24 protein-coding genes, 1 tRNA gene, 1 pseudogene and 3 riboswitches are annotated in these 26,154 nt (G+C 71.3%); of the genes and pseudogenes, 6 read left to right on the top strand and 20 right to left on the bottom strand.

What is annotated here, in order from left to right; genetic code table 11:
• Positions 1-179: 179 nt before the first annotated feature.
• The 7 genes and pseudogenes from OG294_RS02725 to OG294_RS02755 form a co-directional block, all read right to left on the bottom strand.
• Positions 180-584: a hypothetical protein gene (locus tag OG294_RS02725; RefSeq protein ID WP_327064743.1), complete on the bottom strand. Its 405-nt coding sequence runs from the start codon at positions 582-584 to the stop codon at positions 180-182.
• A 103-nt stretch (positions 585-687) separates the two neighbouring features.
• On the bottom strand, positions 688-1,353 hold the full coding sequence (locus OG294_RS02730; protein WP_442789097.1) for a maleylpyruvate isomerase family mycothiol-dependent enzyme: 666 nt from the start codon (positions 1,351-1,353) through the stop codon (positions 688-690).
• A gap of 96 nt (positions 1,354-1,449) precedes the next feature.
• Positions 1,450-1,761, bottom strand: a pseudogene (locus OG294_RS02735) (VOC family protein); the annotation flags it as partial.
• 74 nt (positions 1,762-1,835) lie between these two features.
• Positions 1,836-2,978 carry an ATP-grasp peptide maturase system methyltransferase gene (gene tgmC, locus OG294_RS02740; protein WP_327064745.1) on the bottom strand — a complete coding sequence of 381 codons (1,143 nt, stop codon included), beginning with the start codon at positions 2,976-2,978 and terminating at the stop codon, positions 1,836-1,838.
• A complete protein-coding gene (gene tgmB, locus OG294_RS02745) occupies positions 2,975-3,946 on the bottom strand; it encodes an ATP-grasp ribosomal peptide maturase (protein ID WP_327064746.1) in 972 nt (323 codons plus the stop codon). The genes tgmC and tgmB overlap by 4 nt, the downstream gene beginning before the upstream one ends.
• Before the next feature lies 1 nt (position 3,947).
• Positions 3,948-4,220, bottom strand: a complete 273-nt coding sequence (gene tgmA, locus OG294_RS02750) for a putative ATP-grasp-modified RiPP (protein WP_327064747.1) — start codon at positions 4,218-4,220, stop codon at positions 3,948-3,950.
• Between the two features lie 65 nt (positions 4,221-4,285).
• Positions 4,286-4,447: a hypothetical protein gene (locus OG294_RS02755; protein ID WP_327064748.1), complete on the bottom strand. Its 162-nt coding sequence runs from the start codon at positions 4,445-4,447 to the stop codon at positions 4,286-4,288.
• A 161-nt stretch (positions 4,448-4,608) separates the two neighbouring features.
• Between OG294_RS02755 and OG294_RS02760 the strand changes: the two genes are divergently transcribed.
• From OG294_RS02760 to OG294_RS02770, 3 genes are read left to right on the top strand one after another with little or no spacing between them, the layout of a single operon-like run.
• Positions 4,609-5,610: a helix-turn-helix domain-containing protein gene (locus OG294_RS02760; protein ID WP_327064749.1), complete on the top strand. Its 1,002-nt coding sequence runs from the start codon at positions 4,609-4,611 to the stop codon at positions 5,608-5,610.
• The gene (locus tag OG294_RS02765; protein WP_327064750.1) at positions 5,607-5,894 is read left to right on the top strand and encodes a hypothetical protein; all 288 of its coding nucleotides are present in this window, start codon (positions 5,607-5,609) and stop codon (positions 5,892-5,894) included. The genes OG294_RS02760 and OG294_RS02765 overlap by 4 nt, the downstream gene beginning before the upstream one ends.
• Positions 5,872-6,390 (top strand): NUDIX hydrolase, encoded by a 519-nt coding sequence (locus tag OG294_RS02770; RefSeq protein WP_327064751.1) that lies wholly within the window; start codon positions 5,872-5,874, stop codon positions 6,388-6,390. The genes OG294_RS02765 and OG294_RS02770 overlap by 23 nt, the downstream gene beginning before the upstream one ends.
• Positions 6,391-6,578: 188 nt before the next feature.
• Here OG294_RS02770 and OG294_RS02775 read toward each other — a convergent pair whose 3' ends face one another.
• Positions 6,579-7,400: an SAM-dependent methyltransferase gene (locus OG294_RS02775; protein ID WP_327064752.1), complete on the bottom strand. Its 822-nt coding sequence runs from the start codon at positions 7,398-7,400 to the stop codon at positions 6,579-6,581.
• Between the two features lie 348 nt (positions 7,401-7,748).
• Here OG294_RS02775 and rph point away from each other — a divergent pair, with 348 nt between their 5' ends.
• Positions 7,749-10,349, top strand: coding sequence for a rifamycin-inactivating phosphotransferase (rph, locus tag OG294_RS02780; protein WP_327064753.1), 2,601 nt, complete (start codon positions 7,749-7,751; stop codon positions 10,347-10,349).
• A gap of 93 nt (positions 10,350-10,442) precedes the next feature.
• Here the strand turns inward: rph and OG294_RS02785 are convergent, their stop codons facing one another.
• On the bottom strand, positions 10,443-11,075 hold the full coding sequence (locus tag OG294_RS02785) for a hypothetical protein (RefSeq protein WP_327064754.1): 633 nt from the start codon (positions 11,073-11,075) through the stop codon (positions 10,443-10,445).
• Positions 11,076-11,317: 242 nt separating this feature from the next.
• Here OG294_RS02785 and OG294_RS02790 point away from each other — a divergent pair, with 242 nt between their 5' ends.
• Positions 11,318-12,484: a serine hydrolase domain-containing protein gene (locus OG294_RS02790; protein ID WP_327064755.1), complete on the top strand. Its 1,167-nt coding sequence runs from the start codon at positions 11,318-11,320 to the stop codon at positions 12,482-12,484.
• 85 nt (positions 12,485-12,569) lie between these two features.
• Here OG294_RS02790 and OG294_RS02795 read toward each other — a convergent pair whose 3' ends face one another.
• Both OG294_RS02795 and OG294_RS02800 read right to left on the bottom strand, forming a co-directional pair.
• A complete protein-coding gene (locus tag OG294_RS02795) occupies positions 12,570-13,976 on the bottom strand; it encodes an MFS transporter (RefSeq protein ID WP_327064756.1) in 1,407 nt (468 codons plus the stop codon).
• Positions 13,973-14,764, bottom strand: a complete 792-nt coding sequence (locus OG294_RS02800; protein WP_327064757.1) for a glycerophosphodiester phosphodiesterase — start codon at positions 14,762-14,764, stop codon at positions 13,973-13,975. Before OG294_RS02800 ends, OG294_RS02795 begins: the two co-directional genes overlap by 4 nt.
• Before the next feature lie 254 nt (positions 14,765-15,018).
• On the opposite strand from OG294_RS02800, the gene OG294_RS02805 reads away from it, so the two are divergent.
• Positions 15,019-15,095 (top strand) — tRNA-Ile (locus tag OG294_RS02805).
• 128 nt (positions 15,096-15,223) lie between these two features.
• Here the strand turns inward: OG294_RS02805 and OG294_RS02810 are convergent.
• The 9 genes from OG294_RS02810 to OG294_RS02850 all read right to left on the bottom strand — a co-directional run bounded on the left by OG294_RS02810 (position 15,224) and on the right by OG294_RS02850 (position 26,114).
• Positions 15,224-16,348 carry a HoxN/HupN/NixA family nickel/cobalt transporter gene (locus OG294_RS02810; protein WP_327064758.1) on the bottom strand — a complete coding sequence of 375 codons (1,125 nt, stop codon included), beginning with the start codon at positions 16,346-16,348 and terminating at the stop codon, positions 15,224-15,226.
• 86 nt (positions 16,349-16,434) lie between these two features.
• A riboswitch (cobalamin riboswitch) is annotated at positions 16,435-16,575 on the bottom strand.
• A gap of 122 nt (positions 16,576-16,697) precedes the next feature.
• Positions 16,698-17,459, bottom strand: a complete 762-nt coding sequence (locus tag OG294_RS02815; protein ID WP_327064759.1) for a (2Fe-2S)-binding protein — start codon at positions 17,457-17,459, stop codon at positions 16,698-16,700.
• Positions 17,456-18,352, bottom strand: coding sequence for a CbtA family protein (locus OG294_RS02820; RefSeq protein ID WP_327064760.1), 897 nt, complete (start codon positions 18,350-18,352; stop codon positions 17,456-17,458). Before OG294_RS02820 ends, OG294_RS02815 begins: the two co-directional genes overlap by 4 nt.
• 26 nt (positions 18,353-18,378) lie before the next feature.
• Positions 18,379-18,597: a CbtB domain-containing protein gene (locus OG294_RS02825; protein ID WP_442789098.1), complete on the bottom strand. Its 219-nt coding sequence runs from the start codon at positions 18,595-18,597 to the stop codon at positions 18,379-18,381.
• Between the two features lie 40 nt (positions 18,598-18,637).
• Positions 18,638-18,759: riboswitch (cobalamin riboswitch) on the bottom strand.
• A 141-nt stretch (positions 18,760-18,900) separates the two neighbouring features.
• Positions 18,901-21,216: a 5-methyltetrahydropteroyltriglutamate--homocysteine S-methyltransferase gene (gene metE / locus OG294_RS02830; protein WP_327064761.1), complete on the bottom strand. Its 2,316-nt coding sequence runs from the start codon at positions 21,214-21,216 to the stop codon at positions 18,901-18,903.
• Positions 21,217-21,377: 161 nt separating this feature from the next.
• Positions 21,378-21,601: riboswitch (cobalamin riboswitch) on the bottom strand.
• Positions 21,602-21,804: 203 nt separating this feature from the next.
• Positions 21,805-22,791, bottom strand: coding sequence for a quinone oxidoreductase family protein (locus OG294_RS02835; RefSeq protein WP_327064762.1), 987 nt, complete (start codon positions 22,789-22,791; stop codon positions 21,805-21,807).
• A gap of 89 nt (positions 22,792-22,880) precedes the next feature.
• Positions 22,881-24,269 carry an aspartate aminotransferase family protein gene (locus OG294_RS02840; RefSeq protein ID WP_327064763.1) on the bottom strand — a complete coding sequence of 463 codons (1,389 nt, stop codon included), beginning with the start codon at positions 24,267-24,269 and terminating at the stop codon, positions 22,881-22,883.
• A complete protein-coding gene (locus tag OG294_RS02845; protein WP_327064764.1) occupies positions 24,269-25,678 on the bottom strand; it encodes a methylaspartate mutase in 1,410 nt (469 codons plus the stop codon). Before OG294_RS02845 ends, OG294_RS02840 begins: the two co-directional genes overlap by 1 nt.
• Positions 25,671-26,114, bottom strand: a complete 444-nt coding sequence (locus tag OG294_RS02850; RefSeq protein WP_327064765.1) for a cobalamin-dependent protein — start codon at positions 26,112-26,114, stop codon at positions 25,671-25,673. The genes OG294_RS02845 and OG294_RS02850 overlap by 8 nt, the downstream gene beginning before the upstream one ends.
• Positions 26,115-26,154 lie beyond the last annotated feature (40 nt).

Raw genomic sequence — 26,154 nt, forward strand, 5'->3', positions numbered from 1 at the left:
TCCGCACGGCACCGACACGGTTTCATTACTCTCTGAGAGTGACTAACTACCCGCTGTCATGACGAGTGAACGTTCCCTCACCCCGCGCCCCACCCGGAGCGAAGCAGAGTGCACCGAGAGCGCCCGACAGCCCCACGCACGCCGGGGGCCGTTCGACCGTCAGGCCCTTCCGGACGCGCTCAGGATCCGTCGGTGGACATCGTCTTCAGCAGGGCCCTCTCGCGCTTCGACGGTGTCCGCGGCACCCAGTCGTCCGTTCCGCCGAGGTAGTCGACCAGCCGCAGCCCCGGGTCATCGGCCTCGGCCGACCACCGGTCGTAGGTGGCTTCCAGGGCCGGCGCCAGAACGCCCCGCCACGGGAGCCGGTAGCGGTAGACGAACGGAGGTCGGCCCGGATCACCGACGGTGATGCGCCTCGTGATCATCTTGCTCTCGTGGTGCACCCGGGTCTCCGGGTTCAGCACGGTGGACCAGCCACCGATCCGCAGCACGCACCGGCCTTCGGTCCTTCGCACCTCCACGAGCTCTCGCCCGACCTGTTCCGACCAGACGACGTCGGAGTCCCCCTCGTGCGCGCCTGCCACCCGGCCCACCCCTCTCGCGGTGTGCGCTCCGCCCCATGGCCGCGCCACCGTGATCACATGCTGGCCGAGGCTGCGGCGAAGCACAAGATCGCTCGTCGGACGGTCAGGTCATCGCCTGGCGCTCGCGCAGGGTGGCGGCGCCTTCGCCGTCGAGCTGGTCGCAGTAGGGCGCCCGGCCGGCCATCGCCATGACCAGGGCCAGGGTGGGACCGGACACCCGTGGGCCGTCACCGGCGGTGAAGGGACCGTCGGTGGCCGTCAGGTGCAGGCCCGCGGCGCGCTTCTTGGAGAGGACGGGCAGGTCGGAGCCCTGGTAGTGGGCGGCCAGGGCGGTCAGGGCGTCGATCGGGTAGTCGCGCGCGATGCCGAGCGGGCGGCGGATGTCCTCCGCGTGCACGACGGTCTCCCCGAGCATCGCCACTCTCGGCAGGGGCGGCTTGGTCGTGCTGGTGACCACCTGGCGAAACCGCGCGAGCGTCTCGGCCGGCGTGGCGCCCAGCTGCTCGGCCAGCCGCAGGGCGACCTGCCGGTCGAAGTCGAAGCGGCAGCGGATCACACCCACCATCCAGCGCACCGGGGTGAGACTCGCCCCCGCGGTCAGGTGCGCGAGCACCTCGCGGACGGTGAACCGGTCGCAGAGGGAGGGGGTGGCCCACTGCTCCTCGGCCAGCCCCGCCAGGTCGGCGGCCAGCGCGGCCCGCTCGGCGTGGATCTGCCCCCAGCTGCCGCTCACGGGTCGGGGGCTGTCGGTCGGTGTCGACGGTGGCATGCGGGCTCTGCTCCTGTGCGGTATTCGGGCGTGCGCCGCTCCGGGCACTGGTGGAGCGAAGCCTCGCACGCGGGCGGCCACCGCGCATCCTCCGCGTCAGGCCCGGGCGAGGACGCAGAACTCGTGGCCCTCAGGGTCGGCGAGGACCGTCCACGGCACGTCGCCCTGGCCGAGGTCGAGGTCGGTGGCGCCGAGGGCCCGCAGCCGGGCCACCTCCGCGGCCTTGTCGTCACCGGGGTATGGCAGCAGATCGAGGTGGACGCGGTCCGGCACGGTCTTCGCGTCGGGGCTGCGGAGGAACTCCAGATACGGGCCGACGCCCTGGGCGGACCGCAACACCGCGGCGTCGTCGGCCACCTCGTGCAGGGTCCAGTCCAGCGCCACGCCCCAGAACCGGGCCGTCGATCGTTCACTTGACCCTCGCCGCTTCATTCGACCTGGTGAGCAAACGCCCGCACTCCGGTTGTGAGCCTGTCGCGCGCTCAGATCGGCAGGTCCCACCCCGGACCGTCCTCGGAGCCGACCCAGACCCGTTGTCGGGCCGCCGAGACCGTGATTCCGAACCCGTCCTGGTGCGGCTCGCCCGCCTCCTGCCAGGCCTCGACGGCCCGTTCTACCTGGTCCCACAACCGGAGCGGGCCGCGCTGGATCACGGTCCATCCACCGTCCGGGTTGGGGATGGTCCGGGCCTGCGAACCGGTGGATACGTCCGAGAGGATCTGCTGCCCACCCGCGCCCATCCTTTCGGCCGACGGCGCCGCGAGTTGGGCGACCCAACCGCCGGTCCACGTGCTGATGATCTCCGGGTTGATCCGGGTCAGCCGTTCGTCCCCGGGCAGCAACGACAGTGGCTGGCGTGGCGGCCGGTCGTGCGGACGGGCGATCATGAAACTGGTGTACCCGGGCAGGAACCGGCCCGTAGCACGACCGGGTTCGGTCACAGTGAGCAGCGCGAGACCGAACGCGAAGGACCAGCCGGAGAGGGTGACCAGGATTCGGCCGCCGGGACGTACCTGATGCAGCCACGGGGGCGGGATGTGCCGAACCGAGCACGTGGCGATGATTCGGTCGTACTCGCCGCCGTTCGGGTCGCCGAGCAGCCCGTCACCGATGATCAGGCGGGGCGCGTGGCCGGCTGCCTTGATGGCAGTAGCGGCGGACCCGCCCACGGCCGGGTCGTACTCGATGCTGGTGATGTTGGTGTCCCCGAGGCGGCGCGCGCCGAGGGCGGTCGAGTAGCCGGTTCCCGTACCGATCTCCAACACCCGGTGCCCGGCCTCGGGGTCCAGCTGGTGCCACATCCGCAACACCAGTGACGGCAGCGTGGACGATGACGACGGCGCTCCGATCGCGGTGCCTTCGGTCACATCGTCGGGCCGGGTGCGGCCGTCGAGTTGGGTAACAAGGGTCTGATTCGTGTAGACCCCCTCCAACCAACCGGGCTCAGCCTCGCGGACGGGCCGGTAACTGGTCGGGTTACTCCCCTCGACCGGCAGGAAGTAGGCCCCGGTGAACAGCTCCCGCGGGACCGTCCTCGCGGCGTCGATCCATGCCGGATCGGTGTCCGGGTCCTCCTCGGCGAGTCTGTCCGCCAGGGCGGAGCGGAGTTCGGCCGGTGTCGTCATGCGTCCGGGCCTTTCTCTAGCTGGTCGGCAAGGGCATGGGCGATTGCGTCAGTGGTCTCCGATGGCTGCCATGCCCACTGGCCGTTGGGGTTGCACTCAAGGAAGTACCAGTCACCCGAAGCGGTCACAGCGAAGTCGAACGCGCCATACACCAAATCGAATTCACCGAGGTAGGCGGCGACCGAACGCGCGACCGGTTCGGGCACGGCGACAGGCGTGCAGGTCATCAGGTCTTGTCTGTGGCGCCAATCGAGATCGGGGCTGTCGATCCGGACCCCGAACAAGCGGTCGCCGACGGCAGTCACCCGCGCGTCGAACTCCTTCGATACCTTCGACTGAAACAGGTGCGGGCACACGGACACAGCCTCGGTGATCTCGATGGGGTCGACCCCTCGCACCCATACCTGGTGCGCGGTGCCTTCCGCATCGCGGTACCGACTGTCCCACAACGGCTTGTAGACCGCCCCACAGGGCTGGTGCGCGCAGAACTGCCGCGCCTCGTGCGGATCTGCCGTGATGACCGTCTCCGGGACCAGGAACCCGTTGCGGGCTGCCGTAGCGAGCTGAGCCGGCTTGTACTCGGCATCGCGGATGCGCCACGGGTGGTTCACGTAGTGGGCACCGGGCAGCGAGGCGAGGATGCCACCGAAGCCCCAGAATGCCTGTGCACTGGTGAACTTGGCGTCATGCTCGACCATGCCCGGCGGCGCTGCATAGGGCGAGGGTCTGCGGACCCATACCGATCTGACGTCGGCCAGGTCGAGAACCCGGCTCGGGGTGCGGGGGGCGCCCCGCTGCTCACCCGTGGCGTAGTGGGTGGTCAGCGAGGCACCTCCGGGAAGATCGGCACCGGGGTCTGTCCGGACGACCGGGATTCGGCGGTCAGCCAGGATGCGCAGCACCACGTCGGTTGTCACGTCGTAGGTGCTGGTCAGGACCAGGACGGCCCGGTGTCGATCCGGTGTCATGTCAGCCCGTGCCCTGGTCCTGGTCGTTGGCCGGGATGCTGTCCATGTCGGTGGGGGTGTTCTGCCCACCGCCCTGCCCGTCGCCGCCACCCGTGTTGGTGGGCGTGCTGGTGTTGGTGCTGGTCCCGTGCGCTCCCAGCTCGACCGTGCGGCCGTGCTCGTCCACGATCACAGCAATCTGTGTTTCGGGGTCGATCAGGGGCGTCAGGGCGGGGATCGGGCTGGACTCGGCGTACGGGCCCATGCGGGTAGTACCCCACGGTGCGGTTGTCATCAGTGCTGTTCCTCCGATCACAGTGGTACTGCCAGGTTCAACAGCTCAGCCTTGTAGCCGAGTTGTCATCCCACCCCGGCCGGCTCGACCTGTCCAGGGTTGGGGCTTCTGTCGTCCGCAAGGGCGGCACGGTCCTCGGCAGCGAGGGCGTCGGCCCCGGCACGGATGATCTCGGCGAGCCGGTCGGCCGTCTTCGCCTCGATCATCCCGAGAGAGATGCGAATCACCCACAGGGGCACCTCACGTCCTCGTAGCGGCCTTTCTGACCGACCGACATTCAACGACGCCAGGCCACCGACAAAGGACTCCGAGGCGGTGACTCCAAGTTGGAGTCTGCACACTCCCGGTGGGCCTACGATCGGAGCACGCAGCCACGGGGAGCGATGTAGTGGACCGACAGCCACCAGGCCCGCGCGAAGTTGTCGCCGGACTGCTCGGAGATGAGCGCCTGCTGACCATCCTCCGGGCGAGAGACATGGGGGCACTGTTCAAGCTGATGAACACACGCGGAGTCAGCACGCGTCGGATCGCAGCGGCAGCAGGCATCGGCCAAGGTCGGCTGTACGACTACATGAACGGACGGACAAAGGTCGAGAAGTTGACCATGTTCGAGCAGATCGCCGGTGCCTTTCAGATCCCTGGCGAGCTGCTGGGCCTTGCCCGGCGCCCGTGGGAACCGACCGCACCAGCCGAGCCGTACCGCGCACCGCTCGGCGAAGTGCTCGCGCATTCGGACGATCTCTCGGCGATGGACGCTTTCCGGAGCGCGGACAGGCAGGCCAGGGGCGGTCGGCTCTACAGTGCCGTGGTACGGCACCTGACGGACAGCATCGCTCCCCGGCTGGTCGACGGCGCGTCCGGGCCCGCAGTGTTCGGGGCAGCCGCAGCGCTGACCGAAATGGCCGGCTGGATGGCGCACGACTCCGGGCAGGACAGCATTGCCGCGGCGCACTTCTCGAAAGCGCTGCCGCTTGCCCGCACCTCTGGAGACCTACCGCTAGCAGCGCACGTCGCAGCCAGCAGCAGTCACCTTGCGCTACAGACCGGCGACCCCCGCGAGGCAGCTCACTGGGCGCTAGCGGGGGTCGAACTTGCCCGCGCTGGAGCACACTTGCCGAGCCTCATGGCGCGGCTGCACACCATGCACGCCCGTGCGCTCGCGGCAACAGGACAGTACGCGTCTGCGACTGCTGCACTCGACCAGGCGGGGGTGTCCCTTGACCTCGGCGCCGACGACGAACACCCCTGGCTCTCGCCCTTCGACCACGCAACGCTTGCAAGCGAGTCCGCCCTGGTCTTCGGAGACTTGGGAAGCTCGGCCCAGCACTCGAGTACGCGGAGCAAGCCGTCGGCCTCCGCGAGGAAGGCCGAGCCCGCTCCTTGGCCTTGAGTCGAATCACGCTCGCCTCGCTGCACGTGAGGCGAGGGGATCTGGACGCTGCCGTAGCGGTCGGGGTCGAACTCCTCGCCACCAGCCCTACCATGGGCTCGGTTCGGGTGGTGCAACAACTTGACGGGCTCCGGGGCCAGCTCAGCCAGCACGCCACCTACCGCCCCGTTTATGAGTATCTGGCACGATTCGATGATGCACGCCGTATGCGGGCGCTGCTGCTCGCCGACATCATGCCGCAGCAAAGGGGAGGAACCGGCTTTGAGGACACCGCCCACGCCTGACGACCCGGAAGCATGGAACGCCTACCTGGCCGAGGGCAACGCCAAACAAGCGCGCAAACGAGTCGCGGTCGATCTGATCATCCGTGATCGGAATGGCCGCGTACTGGTCGTCAACCCCAGTTACAAGCCTGACTGGGACCTGCCGGGCGGCATGGTCGAAGCCAACGAATCCCCCGAGGACGCGGGCCGACGGGAGGTGCGCGAAGAATTGGGACTACAGCTCACGCCCGGTCGGCTGTTGGTGGTCGAGTGGGTTCCGCCCCACGGCCCGTGGGATGATCAGCTTGCTTTCATCCTTGACGGCGGCGAGCTGTCCGCCGAGCAGTCAGCCGAACTCAGGCCGCACGACGATGAGCTGTCAGAGCTGGCGATGATGGACCCGGCCGACGCCCGCCCGTTGCTCCGCCCTCGCTTGCACCCCCGCTATGACGCCGCCCTCGCGGCATTGGCCGACGGTCACGCTCGATACCTGAGCGACGGGCACCCGATCTACTGAAGCACCGAAACCGCCCGGAGTCCCGTCACGCTTCCCCGGAGTGGCGGGGCTCCGTCGCACCTACGCCGCGAGCCCGACCAGCGGCGCCGAGTCGGAACGCCACGGCGTGGGAATCGGCCTGGCCATCACGGCTCAACAGGTTCACCTGGACGGGTCGCAGTGCCATGCCGGCGATCCTGGGCACCCGCTCACGGTTTGCGGGCCAGCGCGCAGGAGATCAGCTGCTCCCACACCGTCAGCTCGCGAGCGCCGGTGCCGTTGTCGGCGCCGGCGCCCGGGGTGGGGTCCGGGCGCCACAGCGAGCAGTTGACCAGGCCCGGTTCGAGCAGTTCGAGGTCGCCGAACAGGCCGATGATCTCCTCGTCGGTGCGCCAGCGGCCACGGCCGAGACTGCTCTGCAGTTTCTCCTCCACGACCCGGGTCTCCCCGTTGTCGCCGGAGCGGAAGTGGGAGATGTAGAACAGGCTGCCCGGGGACACCCGGTCCGCCCACCAGCGCACGGGATCGGCGGGCCGCTCGTCGTCGTTGAGGTGGTGCAGGACGCCGCTGAAGATGACGCCCACCGGCTCGGTGAAGTCGATCAGGCCCTGCACGTCGGGGTGGTCGTGGATCATTTCGGTGTCGCGCAGGTCCGCCTGGACCACCGTGGTGCGCTCGTCGTCGGCCAACAGGGCGCGGCTGCGGGCCACCGCGCTCGGGTCGTGGTCGACGTAGGCGACGCGTGCCTCGGGATTGTGCCGCCGGGCGACCTGGTGCACGTTGTCGGCGGTGGGCAGGCCGCTGCCCAGGTCGACGAACTGGGCGATGCCCTCGTCGGCCATGGCGCCCACGGCGCGGATCAGGGCCTGGCGGTTGGCCCGCGCGATCGACGGCGAGCCGGGCAGGTCCTTGATGAAGATGTCGGCGATCTGGCGGTCGACGGGGTAGTTGTCCTTGCCGCCGAGCAGATAGTCGTAGACGCGGGCGATGCTCGGCTTCGACTGGTCATCCTCGGTGGTGCGATCCGTCATGGATACCAGCCTCCTGCCCTCGGACCGTTGCGGCCCCCATCGTAGGGGAACCAGCCTGGTCAGAGGCTTCCACGAACGGGTGAAGTCGGGTGAACCGACGCACCGTCAACCGCCGCCGAGGATCTCGACTCGCCCGATTCCTCGTCCGGGAGACCGGCGCCCACCAGGCGGGCGCACCCGCCGCGTGAGCCGTCCGGCGCGTGAGAAAGGGAAAAGGCAAGGAGCGCTGTCTCTCCTTGCCACTCTCAACTTATAGCGCGCCGGGGGGCTTGCCGCAAGGCCCCGGTCATGCCGCAGAATCGTCGCCTCATCCCCCAACCTGCGGAAATACCTCGGAGGAGAGTCACAGTGACTGAGCAGTACGTGGTGGGTCTTCACGAGGTCGACGAGACGCGGATCGCGACCGTCGGCGGCAAGGGCGCGAACCTGGGCGGGCTGGTGCGGATCGAGGGCGTCCGGGTGCCGGACGGCTTCTGCGTGACGACGGACGCCTTCCGACGGGTCATGGCGCAGGTGCCGTCGATCGACGAGTTGCTCGATCGGTTGTCACACGTGACGCCGGACGACCGGGAGGCGGTCCGCACGCTCAGCGCGCGGATCCGTCAGGCCATCGAGGCCGCCCCCGTCCCGGGCGATCTCGCGGCGGCCGTCACCGGCGCGCTCGCCCGGCTCGGCGAGCAGGCCGCCTGCGCCGTCCGATCGAGCGCGACGGCCGAGGACCTGCCGACGGCCTCCTTCGCCGGTCAGCAGGACACCTATCTGAACGTCGTGGGGCCGACGGCAATCCTCGGGCACGTCAGCCGTTGCTGGGCCTCGCTCTTCACCGAGCGGGCCGTGACCTACCGCCAGCGCAACGGCATCGACCACCGTGCGGTGCAGATGGCCGTGGTCGTGCAGCGGATGGTCCTCCCGCAGGCGGCCGGCATCCTGTTCACCGCCGACCCGGTCACGGGCAACCGGAAGGTCGCCACGGTGGACGCGGGCTTCGGCCTCGGCGAGGCCCTGGTCTCCGGCCTGGTGAACCCGGATGTCTTCACGGTGCGCAACGACGAAGTCGTCGCCAGGGCGATCGCCGCCAAGCAGCGTGCCGTCCATGCCCTGCCGAACGGTGGTGTGCAGGAGGTCGCGATCGACGCGCAGCGGCAGGAGCAGCCCGCCCTGACGGATGATCAGGTCCTGCGGCTCGTGCGGCTCGGGCGGCGGATCGAGGCACACTTCGGCCGCCCGCAGGACATCGAATGGTGCCTGGTCGACGACGACTTCGTGATCGTCCAGAGCCGGCCGATCACCACGCTCTTCCCCGTCCCTGAGAGCGGCGACCAGGAGAACCACGTCTACATCTCCGTCGGTCACGGGCAGATGATGACCGACGCCATGCGGCCGCTGGGGCTCTCCATGTGGCAGCTGACGGCCATGGTGCCGATGCACGAGGCCGGCGGGAGGCTGTGGGTCGACGCCACCCGGCGCCTGGCCTCGCCCGCGAGCCGCGCCGCCCTGCTGGACGTCATGGGCAGGAGCGACCCGCTGACCAGGGACGCGCTGGAAACCGTCCTCGACCACGACGGCTTCGTCCCCTCCCTCCCGGACCCGGCCCCCGGTGGGCGGCCGGCCGGCGGTGCGCCCGCCCCGATCGCGACCGATCCGGCCATCGTCACCGACCTGGTCGAACGCAGCCGGGCGTCCATCGCCGCCCTGGAGCGCGACATCCGGACGAAGACCGGACCGGCGCTGTTCGACTTCCTGCTGGAGGTGGCCTTCGAGGAGCACAAGCGGGTCCTGGGTGATCCGCTGAACCTCCAGGCGATCATGGCGGGGATGGAGGCCACCTGGTGGCTCAACGACAAGCTGCAGGAGTGGCTGGGCGAGAAGAACGCCGCTGACACGCTGACGCTCTCCGCCCCCGGCAACATCACCTCGGAGATGGGACTGGAGCTGCTCGACGTCGCGGACGTGATCCGCGCGCACCCGCAGGTGGTGGCGTTCCTGCAGGGTGTCGAGGACGACGGCTTCCTGGACGAGCTGGCGAAACTGCCGGGCGGGAGCGAAGCACGCGACGCCCTGGAGGCCTACCTCGCCCGGTACGGCATGCGCTGCGTCGGCGAGATCGACATCACGCGGCCGCGCTGGCGCGAGCGGCCCGGCACGCTCGTGCCCGTGATCCTGGACAACGTCAGGAACTTCGAACCGGGCGCCGCCGAGCGGCGTTTCGAGCAAGGGCGGCAGAAGGCCCGGCAGAAGGAACAGGAGGTGCTGTCACGCCTGCGGGCCCTGCCGGACGGCGAGCAGAAGGCCGACGAGACCAAGCGGATGATCGACCGGGTCAGGACCTTCATCGGGTACCGGGAGTACCCGAAGTACGGCATCGTCAGCCGCTACTTCCTCTACAAGCAGGCTCTGGTGGCGCAGGCCGAGCGCCTCGTGCGGGCGGGCGTGCTCGCCGAGCAGGAGGACGCCTTCTACCTCACGTTCCAGGAGTTCCACGAGGTCGTGCGCTCGAACCAGGTGGACGACCGGCTCATCGAGCAGCGCAAGGACGCGTTCCGTTCGTACCGCGCGCTCACCCCGCCCCGGGTGCTCACCTCGGACGGCGAGGCCCTCACCGGGGCCTACCGGCGCGACGACGTGCCGGCCGGGGCGCTGACCGGCCTGCCGGTCTCCGCCGGGACCGTCGAGGGCAGGGCCCGCGTCATCCTCGACCTGGCGAAGGCCGATCTCGAAGCGGGCGACATCCTGGTCACGACCTTCACGGACCCCAGCTGGTCGCCGCTGTTCGTCGCGGTCGCGGGCCTGGTGACGGAGGTGGGCGGCCTGATGACCCACGGCGCGGTGATCGCCCGCGAGTACGGCCTGCCGGCCGTGGTGGGCGTGGAGCAGGCCACCCGGCTGATCCGCGACGGGCAGCGGATCCGGGTGCACGGGAGCGACGGGTACGTCGAGATCCTCTCCTGACGTCCGCACCACCCTGACGCCCTGGTCGCCCGCCCGTGCGGCACCGTCCGGGTGCACCCGGACACTCGCCAGGACCCGGCGGCGCCCATCACGCTAGGACCCGGCGGCGCCCATCACGGCCTTGGCAATGGTCGACTCGAGCTGCGCCACCGTGACGAGCCGGTCGGTGTTGGCCTGCGTGAGGCTGAAGCCCGCGGTGGTCGCGCCCACGATCAGCTGGCCGTCCAGGACACCGATGCCGACATGGGTCTCGGTGCCCATGGTGACGATGCCCGCCGTGCTGGCGTCGCCGAGCGCGGGCGTCTGCAGCGGGGTGAAGCCCGGGACCGCGGTGCTGGCCTGCGCGGACTGCTGGAAGGCCGCCGCGCTGTCCGCCGCACTCGCGTACAGGTCGATGGAGAGGGTCACCCGCTTGGTGCCGCTCGGGTCGGCGAACACCAGGCTCACCGTGCTCGTCGGGTGACCGACGGCGGTCGGGTCGGGGCCCACACTGACCAGTTGCGTGACCTCGGAGAAGAGCCCTGCGACCGAGCTCAGCGGCAGCACCGCGTTGGCCGGCGCCGTGCTGCCGGCACTCGCCGTGCCAGTACTCGTCGCGGCGGCAATCGTCGTGGCGGCACTCGTCGTCGGCGTGGCGGCCTGCGCGGGCACCGCACCCACACCCGCCGCCAACACCCCGGCCGCTACGGTCGACAGCACGGCAAGCCGTACCTTCTGCATGATCATCACCCCATCGTCCGGTTGCTCCCTGGCGTGTCTCCCTTCCGCCAGTCTCCTCGCCCACCTCGGCCGCGTCGACGTGAAGCTCCCGCCGATCCGGCGCTCCGCTGGCCGGGTCACGGTGGGTGTCCGGATGTTTCCCCAGGGCCCCGACGGGTGATCCCTTGCGGCCAGAACGGCGGCCGTCCGCGTCGCCGCGTCACGCTCCGAAAGGCCCTGCCGTGTCCGTTCGCTCCCTGCTTTCCGCCGTGCCCCGTCGCCACGGGCGGGCGGTCACCGCTCTGCTCACCGCCTCGCTGGTGCTGACCGCCGCGAGCCCTGCGGCGGCAGGGTCGGGTCCGGGGTCGGCCGGAGAGGACGGCGACGGGGCGCTGCGGGCGCGGCTGCAGGAGCTGGTCGACCGACCCGACGGCCCGCCCGGTGCCATCGCGGTGCTCCGTGACGGCGACCGTGTCCGGGTGTACCGGGCCGGGGTGGCCGAGGTCGGCACCGACCGTGCGCCCCGGTCCACCGACCACATGCGCCTGGCCAGTGCCGCGAAGGCGTTCAGCGGTGCGGTGGCGCTCCGGCTGGTCGACTGCGGGCTGCTCGGCCTGGACGACACCATCGCCGGCCGCCTGCCCTCGCTGCCGGCCGCCTGGGGTGCGGTGACGCTGCGCCAGCTGCTCAACCACACCAGTGGGCTGCCGGACTACAGCGCCGCGCCCGCGTTCGTCGAGCAGATCCGCGCCGATCCGCACCACGTGTTCGACTCCCGGCACCTGCTCGACTACGTCGCCGGCGAGGACCTCGAGTTCACCCCCGGCTCCCGCTACCACTACTCCAACTCCGACAACATCGCCGTCGCCCTGATGGCCGAGGCCGCGACCGGTCAGCGCTACGAGGACCTGCTGGCCACTGAGGTCTACCAGCCGCTGGGGCTCACCGGGACCAGCCTCCCGTCCGGCTATGAGCTGCCCGAGCCCTACCTGCACGGCTACGCCGTCCAGCGGAACGAACCGCCGCAGGACGTCAGCACGCTGTTCGGCGCGTCGGGAGCCTGGGCGTCGGGCGGCGTGGTGTCCACGCCGAAGGACTTCAGCGCGTTCGCGGCCGGGTACGCGGGCGGCCCGCTGATCAGCGAAGCGACCCGTCAGCAGCAACGGGCCTTCGTCGCGGGCGCCTCCGAGCCGGCCGGCCCGGGAGCCAACCGCGCCGGGCTGGCGATCTTCGAGTACACCACCCGCTGCGGCGTGGTCTACGGGCACACGGGCAACACCGCGGGCTACACCCAGTTCGGCGCCGGCACCCCGGACGGCCGCCGCAGCCTCACCGTCTCCGTCACCTCGCAGGTCAACCAGAAGGTCGACCCCGACCTGCTGGAGCAGCTGCGCGGCGTCGAGGAGGACTTCGTCTGCGCCCTGCTGGACGGCTGAAGCGAAGCTCCGGCCGACACGGAGCAGAACCGTCCGGACACCGCCGCGAGGCCGGTGTCCGGACGGTTCTGGTTCGTCGGACTCGTCAGAGGCGCTCGGGGACCGGGTTGCCGACGGCCTCGATGGCGCGGCGGACCGGAACCTTCACCAGCACGGCGAAGCCGATCACGAAGAACACCAGCAACGAGATGATCGCCGAGCGGTAGCTGCCGGTGACCTGGTAGGCGAGGCCGAAAACCAGCGGTCCCATCCAACTGGTGCCGCGGTCGCTGATCTTGTAGACGCTGAAGTACTCGGCCTCGCGGCCGGCCGGGATGAGGTGCGAGAAGAGCGAGCGGGAGAGCGCCTGGCTGCCGCCGAGCACCAGCCCGATCATGCAGGCCAGCGCGTAGAACCAGACCGGCTGGTGGGCGGGCATGACGTACCCCAGAGCGAGGGTGACCACCCAGCCGACCAGGGAGCCGAGGACGGTCCGCTTGGCGCCGTACCGGCGGGCGATGCGGCCCAGCAACAGCGCGCCGCCGATCGCCACGATCTGAACCAGCAGGACGGCGATGACCAGCGAGGTCTGGCCCATGCCGAGCTGCTCGCTGCCGTAGAGGGAGGCCTGGGAGACCACCGTCTGGATACCGTCGTTGTAGCAGAGGAAGGCACCCAGGAAGAGCAGGGTGAGCGGGTAGCGGCGCATGCCGCGCAGGGTGCGGGCGAGTTCGCGCAGGCTGCCGGCGGCGGGCTCGCCGTCGGACGCGGTGGAGGCGGAGTCGCTGCGGGCGGGCTCGGTGCGGGCGGGGGCGACGCCGGCGCGGGAGGGCAGCCGGGTCAGCGGGACGAGGGTGAACAGCGCCCACCACAGACCGGCCGAGGCCAGGCAGATCCGCACCGCGGTGCCGGAGGAGAGACCGAGCGCGTCGTGGCCCTCGAACAGCGCCAGGTTGGCGATCAGCAGCAGTCCGCCGCCCGCGTAGCCGTAGGCCCAGCCCTTGGAGGAGACCGCGTCGCGCTCGTCGGGGGCCGCCAGGCCCGGCAGGAAGGCGTAGGAGAGCGCGACCGACACCGCGTACGCGATGTTGGCGATCACCAGCAGTCCGGCGCCGAGCAGGTAGCGGCTCCCGCCGAGGAAGAACATCCCCATGGTGGCGACCGCGCCGACGTACGCGAAGCCGCACATCAGCTCCTTGTGACGCCCGGTGCGGTCGGCGATCGTGCCGATCACCAGCATCACCGCGACCGAGAGCAGCACGGAGAAGGAGACGGTGTAGGGGAAGAACGACCCCGCACGCACCGAGAGGCCCAGCGGGTGGACGTCGCCGCCCGCGTCGGCGGCGTTCTTGGCGAGCGTGGTGAGGTACGGCCCGAGAAACACCGTCAGGACCGTGGCCGAGAAAGCGGCATTGGCCCAGTCGTTCATGTACCAGCCGAACTGCGTCCGGCGCAGGGCGCGGGTGTCGGTGGCCGCCGACGAGTGGTCAGGCAGGTGGGTCGCGGTGTTCATGAGGTTCCCATCAGCGTGTTTCCGTCGGTCCAGCAGCCGCGCTCCGTGAACACGTCCCGCAGGACGTCGATGCGATCGGCCATGATGCCATCCACGCCCAGGTCCAGGAGAGCCCTGATCCGTGTGGCGTCGTCCACGGTCCAGACGTGAACCTGCAGGCCGGCGCGGTGGGCGGCGCGCACGAAGGCCCGGTCGACCACCCGCACGCCCCGGTGCCGCTCGGGAACCTGCGCGCACACCCCCGCCCACGACGCCCCTCGCCCCGGGAGCAGCGGTCCGGCCAGTGAGCGCAGCCGCAGCCGTGCCACCTCGCGCGGGCCGAGCGAGGTGGCCAGCCGGGGTCCGGCGGCGGCACGCACGGCGGCGAGGCGGGTGTCGGAGAATCCGCCGACGCAGACCCGGTCCCACGCATTGGTGCGGCGGATCACCTCGACCAGCGGCCCGACGGCGGGGGCCGCCTTGACGTCGATGTTGAAACGGGCCCGGGGGAACTCACCGAGCAGGTCCTCCAGCAGCGGGATGGGCTCGGTGCCGCCTATCCGGGCCTCGCCGACCGTGCTCCAGGGCAGTTCGCCCACCGCGCCGGCCCGGTCGGTGACCCGGTCCAGGCGGGAGTCGTGGAAGGCCACCAGCACACCGTCGGCGGTGGCGTGGACGTCCGTCTCCAGGTAGCGGTAGCCGAGGGCGACGGCCGCCGAGAACGCGGCGAGCGAGTTCTCGGGATGGCCGATCACACCTCCCCGGTGAGCGAAGGCCAGCGGCCCCCGGTGGTCGAGGAAGGGGTGCATCTCGGGCTCCGAGCTTTTGTGAGGGGAACGACGTCGGGGTCAGAGTGGGAGGAACTGTAGCGCCCTTCGTGGCGAGCAGCACCGCCCTGCCGAGTTTGCTACTCGCCAGTACCCAGCGGGGCGAAGTATGCCAGGCCCCTTCGGCGAGGTACATCCGCTGCGCGATCTGCGCATTGGCCTGGCCCCTGGCCCCACCATCGAGGAAACGGGTTTTTGAGTTCAGCAGCTGATCAGCTAAAGTTTCCGTGCGGCACGGGCCTATAGCTCAGACGGTTAGAGCGCTTCCCTGATAAGGAAGAGGCCACAGGTTCAAGTCCTGTTAGGCCCACCAGCGCTGAATGCCCGGAGTGGTTATCCACTCCGGGCATTGTGGCATTCCCCCACTCCCCTACGCGCCCATGCGCCCGGGGCGAGGGCGGGTGGAGCTTCCTGCGCTCACCTGACTGCTGCGAGCGCCCGTCAGGCCAGTTCCTTGGCGTCCACTGACGGTGTACCGGCCGGGGTGCTCCAACGGGCCTCGACCTTGCCGTAGCGCCAGTAGACCAGCGCGACGATCCAGGTCAGCGCGAACAGTGCGGCGATCGCGAAGCCCGCCTTGTTGATGTCGAAGTTCGCCATGAAGTCCCAGAAGGCGCCCTTGAGGTGCAGCTCGGAGGTGAGCACGCCGAGCAGCTCGATGGTGCCGATCAGGAAGGCCGCGGCGATCGACAGGCCGGTGATGACCAGGTTGTAGTAGACCTTGCGGACGGGGTTGGCGAAGGCCCAGCCGTAGGCGAAGTTCATGAAGCAGCCGTCCAGGGTGTCGAACAGCGTCATGCCGCCGGCGAAGAGCAGCGGCAGCGCGAGGACGGCGTAGAACGGCAGGCCGGAGGTGGCGGCGTAGGCCGTCGCGGCGAGCAGCACGACCTCGGTGGCGGTGTCGAAGCCGATGCCGAAGATCAGGCCGACGAAGAACATCTGCCAGGTGTGCTTGATCGTGCGCATGAAGCGGCCGAAGAAGCGGTACATCAACCCGCGTGCCTGGAGCTGGCGTTCGAGCTCGGCCTCGTCGAAGGTGCCGCGCCGCATGGCCCGGAACACCTTGGCGATGCCCGCCAGCACGACGAGGTTGAGCAGCGCGATGAGGTAGAGGAAGCTCGCCGAGGTGACCGTGCCGATGACGCCGCCGACGGTCTCGTAGCTGGAGTTCGGGTCGACCACCGCGCCGAAGACGGCCTTGGCGGCGATGGTCAGGCCGATGCCCACCACGCAGATGATGGTGGAGTGGCCCAGCGCGAAGAAGAAGCCGGTGCCCAGCGGGCGCTTCTCCTCCGCCATGAACTTGCGGGTGACGTTGTCGATCGCGGAGATGTGGTCGGCGTCGAAGGCATGGCGGGCACCCAGCGTCCACGCGGTGAACGCGACGCCCATCCCGATGCCGAGCCCGTCGTAGTGGAAGTGGTGCGGCAGGACCGCGAACACGAAGATGCCCCAGCCGAGGCCGTTGAGGGCCAGGATCACCAGGGCCATCAGGCTCAGGCGTCCCCACTCGGAGGGCTGCAGCGCGTCGCGCATCGTTCTGAACCGGGTTGCCGGAGCGGGCAAGGCATCCTCCTCGGGATGCTCGCGGACAGGGCGGCACACCCGAGTCGGCCACGGCGGGCCGGGCGGGCCGTCCTTCCGTCGAGGCGGGAATCCGTGGCACGGCAGCAGGCGACCGGACTCGCCCCCCGAGGGGGACATCACCGTTGCGGGACAGTGCCGGGTTCACACCGGACTTCGCTGCTGGCACACCGTCACAGCAGGCGGCTGCAACCTTGCCAGGCTAGTGAGCCGCTCCCACCGGACTCAAGTCCACACAGGTCAAGACCCGGGAAACTCTGCGCCGGACGGCTTCGCGGGCCGTCGCAGTCCGACGGATCGTCATATCGTGTCTCGGCAAGGCACTCTCTTGCTATCCCCGGTGGCCCGGGGGTGCGGTGAGGACGCAGTCCCCGCACAGGGCGCCCGCGTGGTCGGGGGCGGCCCGGTAGATCAGGCAGCAGCTGCGGCGGCGGAACCCGGTGCCGTCGTCGGCCGCGGTGCCCGCGCCCTGCAGGGGCGCACGGGCGAGCAGCTGAGCGACCAGTTCGCGCGCGCCCGGCGCCAGTTGAGGGGCCGAGCGGGCGATGGCCGCGGCGGCGCCGTTGACGGCGGAGGCCACGTTGCCGTGCAGGATCCGCGCCGAGACGCCGAACCCGGCGCCGAGCGCCTCGCTCAACTCCCGGACCGGGCCGTCGAGCAGGTCCGCGCCCAACCGGTCGGCGAGTTCGACCCGGTCGGCGACGGGTTCAAGGACCTGCTGCGGCAACGAGAGCGGGAACATGCCGCCGGGCACCGGCTGCCAGCGGGCCTCGCGCAGGCCGTGCCGGAGCACCGCCCCGTCGAGGACGGCGACGGCGAAGGCCGGCGAGACGAGTCTGGCGGCCAGGCCGAGGTGGGTCACCGAGGCGGCCACCCGCTCCTCCACCGCTTCCAGCGGCTGACCGCCGGCCGCCGCCAGGTAGGTGCGGACGCCGGCCACGCGCTCCCGCAACACGGCTGTATCGTCGAGCAGTTCGGCCATCGGCCGCCACGGCGGCAGGACCGGTCCGTCGTCGTGGCAGTCGATGGCGAAGAACGGCCCGAAGGCCGCGAGCCGTTGCGGCATCGCGGCCCCGGGGAGCTGCCGGGTCATGCGGCGACGACCGGCGCGGTCCCGGCCCCATCACCCGCACCCGCACCCGCACCCGCACCCGCAGCGGCCTTGCGCGCCTCGGGGTCGAGCAGCCGCTCGGCCATCGGTCCGAAGACCAGTCCGAGGGTGGCCCACAGCAGGAGCTGGGCGGCCACGGACAGGAAGCGGAAGTCGAAGAGGGTGTCCGCCGGGAAGCCCGGGTAGACGATGGCGCCCTGCGGGTCGGTCAGCGGCAGCGGGGTCTCGGTCGCATGGTGACCGAACTCCTGCACATTGTCGGCCAGTTCGCCGAGCGACGGGAGGACGGCCATGATCGTGCCGATCACCACGACGTAGGCGCCGGCCGCCAGCAGGGTGGCGTTCCAGTTGCCGAACCGGGCCTGGAGGCGCTTGCCGAGAACGACCGCGAGCACCAGGAAGAGCACCGAGCAGGCCACCATCGCCAGGTAGAGGTTGCCGCGGTCACGGATGGTGTCGGGGTGACCGATCGAGGGCGGGTTGGCCGGGTACTTGATGAACGGCACGAAGTAGATGCCGAGGAATCCGCCCAGCGCCACCAGCATCGCGAGCGGGCGCGGCCGGAGCCGGCCGGTGCGTCCCAGACAGATGGCGTAGGCGACGGCGAAGAGCGCGCCCATCGCCGCACCGAAGAGGATCATGCCGACACCGATGCCGATGTTGGCCTGAACGGTGCGGCTGAAGATGTCCGGGCCGCCCATGTCCATGGGCAGTCCGGCAGCCTTGTCGAGGGCCCCTTGGGCGGCGTCGCGCCCGCTCTCGTAGTCGATCGCCGTCCGGATCTGCGGCTCGGCGAAGATCCGGGCGAAGACGAACGCGAGCAGGCCGGCCACTGCGCCGGCGATGACGCCGCGCAGGACGAGTCTTTTTTCCATGTCGGGTTGTTCGCTGCTTCCGGTGGTCAGTGGCAGGGGAAGCCGAGGAAGTGGCGGGAGTCGTGCACGAACTCGTGGATGTGCATGTCCGTGCCGAACACGGAGTAGGCGCCCTGGTCGACGCCGATGAAGTAGTAGACGGCCAGCGCGATCAGCGCGCTGACGACGAGCCAGGCGGCGGCCCTGGCCGCAGGAACGACGACCGGGACGGGCAGGGCGGTGGGCCCGGGCAGACTGGTGCTCACAGTTGAGCCTCCTTCAGGGGATCGTGCGTCCCGCTCTTCGATGGGGCAGACCGTGATGGCGTCGTATCTGACTCACGAGCCGCCCGCAGGCGCCTCGCTCACAGTGGCGCGACCGTGCTGGAGTTCCACCAGCTTCCTTACGCCATCACTACTCACCGTAGGGTAAAGGCCCGGGAAAGGGGCCGTCAATGGCCGCCGATGCTCCCGGGGCACAATGCGGGCAAGGTCACGTGGCCGGCGTCGGCCACCGGGGTGGGCGCAGCAGGTGGTCTGCGCCCACCCCTCTCATCCCACGCCGGCACCTCAGCCGGCGAGTTCCTCCCGCAGGCGGCGGGCGGCGCCGACCAGGCTCTCCAGCGAGGCCCGGGTCTCGGGCCAACCGCGGGTCTTCAGGCCGCAGTCGGGGTTGACCCAGAGCCGCTCGGCGGGGATCGCCGCGAGCCCGGCGCGCAGCAGCTCGACGGCCTCCTCGGTGCTCGGCACCCGAGGCGAGTGGATGTCCCACACGCCCGGGCCGACCTCGCGCGGGTAGCCGGCCCCGGCCAGCTCTCCGGCCACCTCCATGTGCGAGCGGGCCGCCTCCAGCGAGATGACGTCGGCGTCCAGCTCGTCGATGGCCGTCATGATCGCGCCGAACTCGGCGTAGCACATGTGGGTGTGGATCTGGGTGTCGGCCCGCACCCCGGAGGTCGCGAGCCGGAACGCGGCCGTGGCCCAGTCCAGGTAGGCGGGGCGGTCGGCGGCGCGCAGCGGCAGCGTCTCGCGCAGCGCCGGCTCGTCGACCTGGACCACGGCCGCACCGGCGGCCTCCAGGTCGCGCACCTCGTCGCGCAGGGCGAGTGCCACCTGGAACGCGGTGTCCGCGAGCGGCTGGTCGTCGCGGACGAAGGACCAGGCGAGCATGGTGACCGGGCCGGTGAGCATGCCCTTGACCGGACGGTCCGTCAGGCTCTGCGCGTAGCCGAACCAGTCGGTGGTCATCGGGTGCGGGCGGGAGATGTCGCCGGCCAGCACCGGCGGGCGCACGTAGCGGGTGCCGTAGGACTGTACCCAGCCGTGCCGGGTGGCCAGGTAGCCGGTGAGCTGCTCGGCGAAGTACTGCACCATGTCGTTGCGTTCGGGCTCGCCGTGCACCAGCACGTCCAGACCCGCCTTCTCCTGGTAGGCGATCACCTCGCGCACCTCGGCCTCGATGCGCTCGCGGTAGGCGGCCTCGTCGATCCGCCGCGCGGTCAGGTCGGCGCGGGCGACCCGCAGCTCGGTGGTCTGCGGGAACGAGCCGATGGTGGTGGTCGGCAGCAGCGGCAGGCCGAGCCGGGCGCGCTGGGCGGCGGCCCGCTGCGGGTACGCCTGGGCCCGGCGGGCGTCGGCCTCGGTGACGGCCGCGGTGCGGGCGCGCACGGCCGGGTCCCGGGTGATCGGCGAGGCGGCGCGCGAGGCCAGATCGGCGCGGTTGGCGGACAGTTCGGCGCTGATCGAGCCGGTGCCCTCGCGCAGACCGCGGGCCAGCAGCGCCACCTCGGTGGCCTTCTGCTTGGCGAAGGCCAGCCAGCGCAGGATCTGCGGGTCGACCTCGCGTTCGGCGGCGGCGTCCAGCGGGACGTGCAGCAGCGAGCAGGACGGTGCGACGTCCACGGTACCGGCCAGCCCGAGCAGGGTCGCCAGGGTGGCCAGCGACTTCCCCAGGTCGTTGATCCAGATGTTGCGGCCGTCGACCACACCGGCGACCAGCCGCTTGCCGGGCAGCCCGCCGACGGCGGCGAGGCCGTCCAGGTTGGCGGCGGCGGGCCCGGTGAAGTCCAGGGCCAGGCCCTCCACCGGGGCCTTGGCGAGCACCGGCAGCGCCTCGCCCAGGCGGTCGAAGTAGCTGGCGACCAGCAGCTTCGGCCGGTCGGTCAGGGCACCGAGGTCACGGTAGGCGCGGGCGGCGGCGTTCAGCTCGGCCGGGGTGCGGTCCTGCACCAGCGCGGGCTCGTCCAGTTGCACCCACGCGGCACCGGCGGCGCGCAGCTGCGCCAGCAGGTCGGCGTAGACCGGCAGCAGCCGGTCCAGCAGGGTGATCGGCTGGAAGTCCTCGGCCACCCCGGGCGCCGGCTTGGCCAGCAGCAGGTAGGTGACCGGGCCGACCAGCACCGGGCGGGCGTCGTGGCCGAGCGCCAGCGCCTCGCGCAACTCGGCGACGGCCTTGGCGGGGTTCGCCGCGAAGGTGGTGTCGGGGCCGAGTTCGGGCACCAGGTAGTGGTAGTTGGTGTCGAACCACTTGGTCATCTCCAGCGGCGCGACGTCCTGGGTGCCGCGGGCCATCGCGAAGTACCCGTCCAGCGGGTCGGCGTCGACGGCGGCGCGGTGGCGGGCCGGGATCGCCCCGACGGCGACGGTGGTGTCCAGCACGTGGTCGTAGAGCGAGAAATCACCGGTGGGCACCTGGGCGATACCGGCCTCGGTGAGCTGCCGCCAGTTCTCCCGGCGCAGGTCGGCGGCGGTGGCCAGCAGGGCTTCGGCGGTGACCGTGCCCTTCCAGTAGCCCTCGATCGCCTTCTTGAGCTCCCGGTTACGGCCCTGGCGGGGGTAGCCGTGGACGGTGGAGCGGGTTGCCGTGGCTGCGGACTTCGTGGTCAAGGGACTCTCCTTCGCGAGCCTGTCTCAGGGTTCCCGGCGATGTCACGGGACGCGAAGAGGTGCCGAACCGGGCGGGGCCGCAGACGCCAGAATGCGCCGGACCCGCCTGGTTGTGCACGCCGACCCGCCCACGAGGTCACCGGGATTTCCGCGCGCGAACGGTCGCGTGCGCACAACGGGCAGGTCTTCGGACTCGCGGGCGCGCCCACCCTTGAAGGGCGGACACCTACTGGCCGTCGCTTCCCAGGCCCGAACTCCCGGACCCAGTGCGTATGACGGCGGTCGTTCCCACTCACCGCTGCGGGGCAGTCCCGGATTCCCACCGGGTTCCCTCTTGCGACACCCTGCCTGGCGGACAGGGCGAACCAGTTGCACCGGTCAGCCTATAGCCGATCCACCGGCGAGTCGCGGGTGAATCACTCGACTGCCCACATCGTGGGACGAGCTCGGATCCGCCGCAGGCCTCCCCCGCTTCGCAGGAGCCCGGCCTGCCGGGTGCCGAGGAGCCGGCGGCCGCAAGGCCGTGTGGAAACGCCCTGGTGCCCGGAGCCAGGGGCTGCGGGCACCAGGGCGTTCGATCGGCGCGGGTCAGGGCAGCAGGAGGAGCTTGCCCGTGGTGCGGCGGCTCTGCAGGTCGGCGTGGGCGCGTGCGGCCTCGGCCAGGGGGTAGCGCTGGGCGACGTCGGCCGAGAGGGTTCCGTCGCGCAGCCAGGCGAACACCTCGTGGGCGCGCTCGGCGAGTTCGGCGGGATCGGTGGCGTGGTCGACCAGCGTCGGGCGGGTCAGGAAGAGCGAGCCGCCGGAGCCCAGGTGCTGCGGGTCGAACGGGGGCACGGGGCCGGAGGCCGCGCCGACCAGGACGAAGGTGCCGCGCGGGCGCAGCGCGGCCAGGCCGGTGCGGAAGGTGTCGCGGCCCACGCCGTCGTAGACCACGTCCACGCCCCGGCCACCGGTCAGCTCCCGCACCTGGGAGGCGATCTTGTCGGCCTCCTCGAAGCCGCCCGGCGGCACCACCAGCACGTCGCGCACCCCCGCCGCGGTGGCGGCGGCGGCCTTGGCCTCGCTGGAGACGGTGCCGATCACGTGCACGCCGCGCCGCGAGAGCACCCGGGCCAGCTGCTGGCCCAGGCCGCCGGCCGCCGCCGGGATCAGGGCGCTCTGGCCGGCCTCGGCACGGAAGGTGCTGGTGACCAGGTAGTGCGCCGTCAGGCCCTGGAGCAGGACGGCGGCGGCCGCCTCCTCGCTGATGTCCGCGGGCAGCAGGACGGCGGCGCGCGCGGGCACCACGACCTGCTCGGCGTAGCTGCCGGGCGCGGCCCACCAGGCGACCCGGTCGCCGGGGGCGGTGCCGGTCACCTCGGGGCCGACCGACAGCACCGTGCCGGCGCCCTCGCAGCCGGCCACGAGCGGGGCCTTCAGCGGGCTGCGGCCCTCGCGCTCGTAGACGTCCTTGTAGTTGACCCCGGCGGCGGTGAGCCGGACCACCAGCTCGCCCGGCCCGGGCTGCGGGTCCGGGCGCTCGGCCAGGGCCAGGACCTCGGGGCCGCCGAATTCCTCGACGACGACTGCTCGCATGTCGACCTCTCGTCGGACAGTTCAGAAGATGGATCGGAAGATGGATCGGAAGATGGTTGAGCGTGTGGGAAACGGCAGCTGACCCGGCGTTATTCCACGTGCTTGTCGGCCGCGTTCAGCGCCTCGTCCAGGATCTCCAGCCCCTGGCGCGCCTCGTCGTCGGTGATGGTGCACGGCGGCACCAGGTGGATCCGGTTGTAGTTGTACACCGGCCACATGCCGCGCTCCTTGCACGCGGCGACGACCTCGTCGACCGGGCCGGTCTGGCCCGCCCCGGCGGCGTAGGGCACCAGCATCTCGCGGGTCTCGCGGTTGCGGACCAGCTCGACGGCCCAGAAGACGCCGAGCCCGCGCACCTCGCCGATGCTGGGGTGGCGCTCGGCCAGCTCGCGCAGGCCGGGACCGAGCACGTCCTCGCCGATCCGGGCGGCGTTCTCGACGATGCCCTCCTCCTTCATCGCCGTGATGGCGGCGACGGCGGCGGCACAGGCCAGCGGGTGGCCTGAGTAGGTCAGGCCGCCGGGGTAGACGACCTCGCGGAACGTCTCGTGGATCGCGTCGGAGACGAGCACGCCACCGAGCGGCACGTAGCCGGAGTTGACGCCCTTGGCGAAGGTGATCAGGTCGGGGGTGACACCCCAGTGGTCGATGGCGAACCACGCGCCGGTGCGCCCGAAGCCGGACATCACCTCGTCGGCGATCATCACGATGCCGTACTTGTCGCACAGCGCGCGCACGCCGGCCAGGTAGCCGGGCGGCGGGACCAGGATGCCGGCGGTGCCCACGACGCTCTCCAGCATGATCGCGGCGATCGTCGTGGGGCCCTCGAACTCGATCACCTGCGCCAGGTGCGCCAGCGCGCGGGCGCTCTCCTCGGCCTCGGTGGTGGCGTGGAAGTGCGAACGGTACAGGTAGGGGCCGAAGAAGTGCGCGACGTTGCCGGCGGCACTGCCCGAGCGCTCGTTGGGCCAGCGGCGCGGGTCGCCGGTGAGGCTGATCGCGGTGGAGGTGCCGCCGTGGTACGAGCGGTAGGCGGAGAGCACCTTGGGGCGGCCGGTGTGCATCCGGGCCATCCGCACGGCGTGCTCGTTGGCGTCGGCGCCGCCGTTGGTGAAGAAGACGTGGCCGAGGTCGCCGGGGGCCAGCTCGGTGATCAGGCGGGCCGCCTCGCCGCGCTTGTCGTTGGCGAAGGTGGAGGCGATCATGCAGATCCGGTCGGCCTGCTCCTTGATCGCCGCGACCACCTTGGGGTGCGCGTGGCCGATGTTGAGGTTGATGAACTGGGAGGAGAAGTCGAGGTAGCGCTTGCCCTCGTAGTCCCAGAAGTGCCGCCCGGCGGCGCCCGCCACCGGGATCGGGTTGACGGCGCCCTGGGCGGCCCAGTTGTGGAACAGGTGCGCGCGGTCGTCGGCGAAGACCCGGCGGCCCTCCTCCGGGTCGGGGGCGGGAAGCTGCACGGCGGGCTCGTGAGTGGTCATCAAAACCTCTGCGGGTTCTCGGACCGCGTGTAGTGCGGTGTACGGGTGTGGAAACGGTCCTCGTGGTCGAGGAAGTAGCGGATGTCGGCGGTGGCCGCCTCGAACGGGGAGCGCTCGGGCGTCCCGGGCGGCTCGCTCAGCAGCGCGGCGTGCCGGCGCAGCACGGCCGTGGAGAACGGCAGCGCGCCGGCGTCGGCGTAGCGGATGGCGCCGGAGCGGTCGCGGCGCGGCACGACCTGCGCGTGGGCGTGGATGCTGGCGCTGAAGGGGATGTCCAGGCGCCCGGCGGCGAAGGCGGCCTCGATCGCGGGGATCAACTCGCCCTCGGCGAGCACCGGGTCGACGAGTTCGGCGACCTCGCGTTCGATCCAGTGCTGCTCCTCGGCCACCCGGTCCTCGTCGATCCGCACGAAGTCGAGCAGCTCGCCGGCGCCGAGCGCGGCGCCCCGGATGCCGTCGGCGTTCGCCTCGGCCTCGGGGATGCCGTAGGCCTCCTGGTGGGTCTTGTTGATCACCTTGGCGGCGCCGCCGAGCCGGGCGAGCAGGCCGCCCTGCACGATCAGCAGCTCGGCGTAGGAGCGGGTGCGCGGGAAGACGCCCATGAACTCGTGCAGCACCGGGTAGACCTCGACGGCCGGGTCCAGGTAGCGGGCGGCCAGTGTGCGCACGGCGCGCAGCGCGGCCACGTCCTGGTGGGTCTCGCCGCCCTGCGGGTAGGCGATCGACAGGCAGCGCACGCCCTCGCGGGCCGCGGCCACCGCCTCCAGCACGGTGACGGCCAGGCTGACCGAGGGTGGCACCAGCACCGCGGTCAGGGTGCCGAAGAGCTCGCGGTCGATCACCACGCCCGCCTCGGCGAGCACCCCGCACAGCGCGTCGACCTGCTGCCAGGCGCGCAGCGAGTGGCCGAGCGGGACGTTCTTGGAGTAGGGCAGGTTGTAGCCGATCCCGCCGCCCTCGTAGGAGGTGAGGCCGGCGGCGAGGGCGACGGCGAACAGCTCGCGCCCGTCCGGCGAGCCGTGCCGGACCTCCAGCGGGACGCCCACCGCGTCGGCCAGTTCGCGCCCGCGCTGCCAGCCGTGCGCCACCAGCGGGTAGCCGTTGAGGTCGCCGGGGTCGCGGGCGAGCGTCTCGGCGGCGGTGTCGAAGTGCCGCAGCCGGGTGTGCGAGTCGATGGTGACCGACAGCACGCCCGGTCCGGCCGGCTCCAGGGCGCGCAGCAGGTCCAGCATCTGCTGGTGGCCGCCGACGCCGCAGCGCGGCTGCACCACCGGGCGCCCGGCCGCCCGGGCGGCGCGCAGCACCTCCACCACCGGGCGCCGGGTGCGCAGGTGCGCCACCGTTTCGGCCCAGTCGGGCAGTTCGGCGGCGACCTGGTCGTCGAGGTGCAGGCCGTGCAGGTCAGCCATGCTGCAACTCGGCCGCCCGGGCGGCGTGCACCATGTCGAGCAGCAGGATCAGGCCGCTCGCGTCGTCCAGCAGGTGGTCCACGCCCAGGTCGAGCAGGCGCTGCCGGTCGGTGTCGGCCTTGCGGCTGCCGACCGACAGGTTGCCGCCGACGACGACCGGGCAGCGCAGCCGCCCGGCGGCGCGCAGCCCGGGCAGGGTGCGCAGGTCCTGGTGGGCGTGGCCGTTGAGGGTGCCGATCAGCACGGCCTCGGCCTCGGGGTGGCGGTCGTGGGCGTCGGCGAAGTCGGCCAGCGGGGTGCACACGCCGAGGTTGACCACGGTGAAGCCGTGGGCCCGCAACTGCATGGCGATCAGCTGGTTGGCCACGGCGTGCGCGTCGCTCTCGGCCACGCCCAGGATGACCAGGCGGTCCATCGACCCGTCAGCGGTGTTCATCAGGAGTGCCCTTTCGGTGGGAACGGTCCGGGTGCGGCGG

Origin of the sequence: Kitasatospora sp. NBC_01302, assembly GCF_035976515.1 — a bacterium.
GTDB lineage: Bacteria > Actinomycetota > Actinomycetes > Streptomycetales > Streptomycetaceae > Kitasatospora.

Excerpts from the sequence above, each read along its gene's own strand:
- OG294_RS02730 (WP_442789097.1), bottom strand. The coding sequence starts at position 1,353 with ATGCCACCGTCGACACCGACCGACAGCCCCCGACCCGTGAGCGGCAGC.
- tgmC (WP_327064745.1), bottom strand. The coding sequence starts at position 2,978 with ATGACGACACCGGCCGAACTCCGCTCCGCCCTGGCGGACAGACTCGCC.
- tgmB (WP_327064746.1), bottom strand. The coding sequence starts at position 3,946 with ATGACACCGGATCGACACCGGGCCGTCCTGGTCCTGACCAGCACCTAC.
- tgmA (WP_327064747.1), bottom strand. The coding sequence starts at position 4,220 with ATGACAACCGCACCGTGGGGTACTACCCGCATGGGCCCGTACGCCGAG.
- OG294_RS02775 (WP_327064752.1), bottom strand. The coding sequence starts at position 7,400 with ATGACGGATCGCACCACCGAGGATGACCAGTCGAAGCCGAGCATCGCC.
- OG294_RS02785 (WP_327064754.1), bottom strand. The coding sequence starts at position 11,075 with ATGATCATGCAGAAGGTACGGCTTGCCGTGCTGTCGACCGTAGCGGCC.
- OG294_RS02795 (WP_327064756.1), bottom strand. The coding sequence starts at position 13,976 with ATGAACACCGCGACCCACCTGCCTGACCACTCGTCGGCGGCCACCGAC.
- OG294_RS02800 (WP_327064757.1), bottom strand. The coding sequence starts at position 14,764 with ATGCACCCCTTCCTCGACCACCGGGGGCCGCTGGCCTTCGCTCACCGG.
- OG294_RS02815 (WP_327064759.1), bottom strand. The coding sequence starts at position 17,459 with ATGACCCGGCAGCTCCCCGGGGCCGCGATGCCGCAACGGCTCGCGGCC.
- OG294_RS02820 (WP_327064760.1), bottom strand. The coding sequence starts at position 18,352 with ATGGAAAAAAGACTCGTCCTGCGCGGCGTCATCGCCGGCGCAGTGGCC.
- OG294_RS02835 (WP_327064762.1), bottom strand. The coding sequence starts at position 22,791 with ATGCGAGCAGTCGTCGTCGAGGAATTCGGCGGCCCCGAGGTCCTGGCC.
- OG294_RS02840 (WP_327064763.1), bottom strand. The coding sequence starts at position 24,269 with ATGACCACTCACGAGCCCGCCGTGCAGCTTCCCGCCCCCGACCCGGAG.
- OG294_RS02845 (WP_327064764.1), bottom strand. The coding sequence starts at position 25,678 with ATGGCTGACCTGCACGGCCTGCACCTCGACGACCAGGTCGCCGCCGAA.
- OG294_RS02850 (WP_327064765.1), bottom strand. The coding sequence starts at position 26,114 with ATGAACACCGCTGACGGGTCGATGGACCGCCTGGTCATCCTGGGCGTG.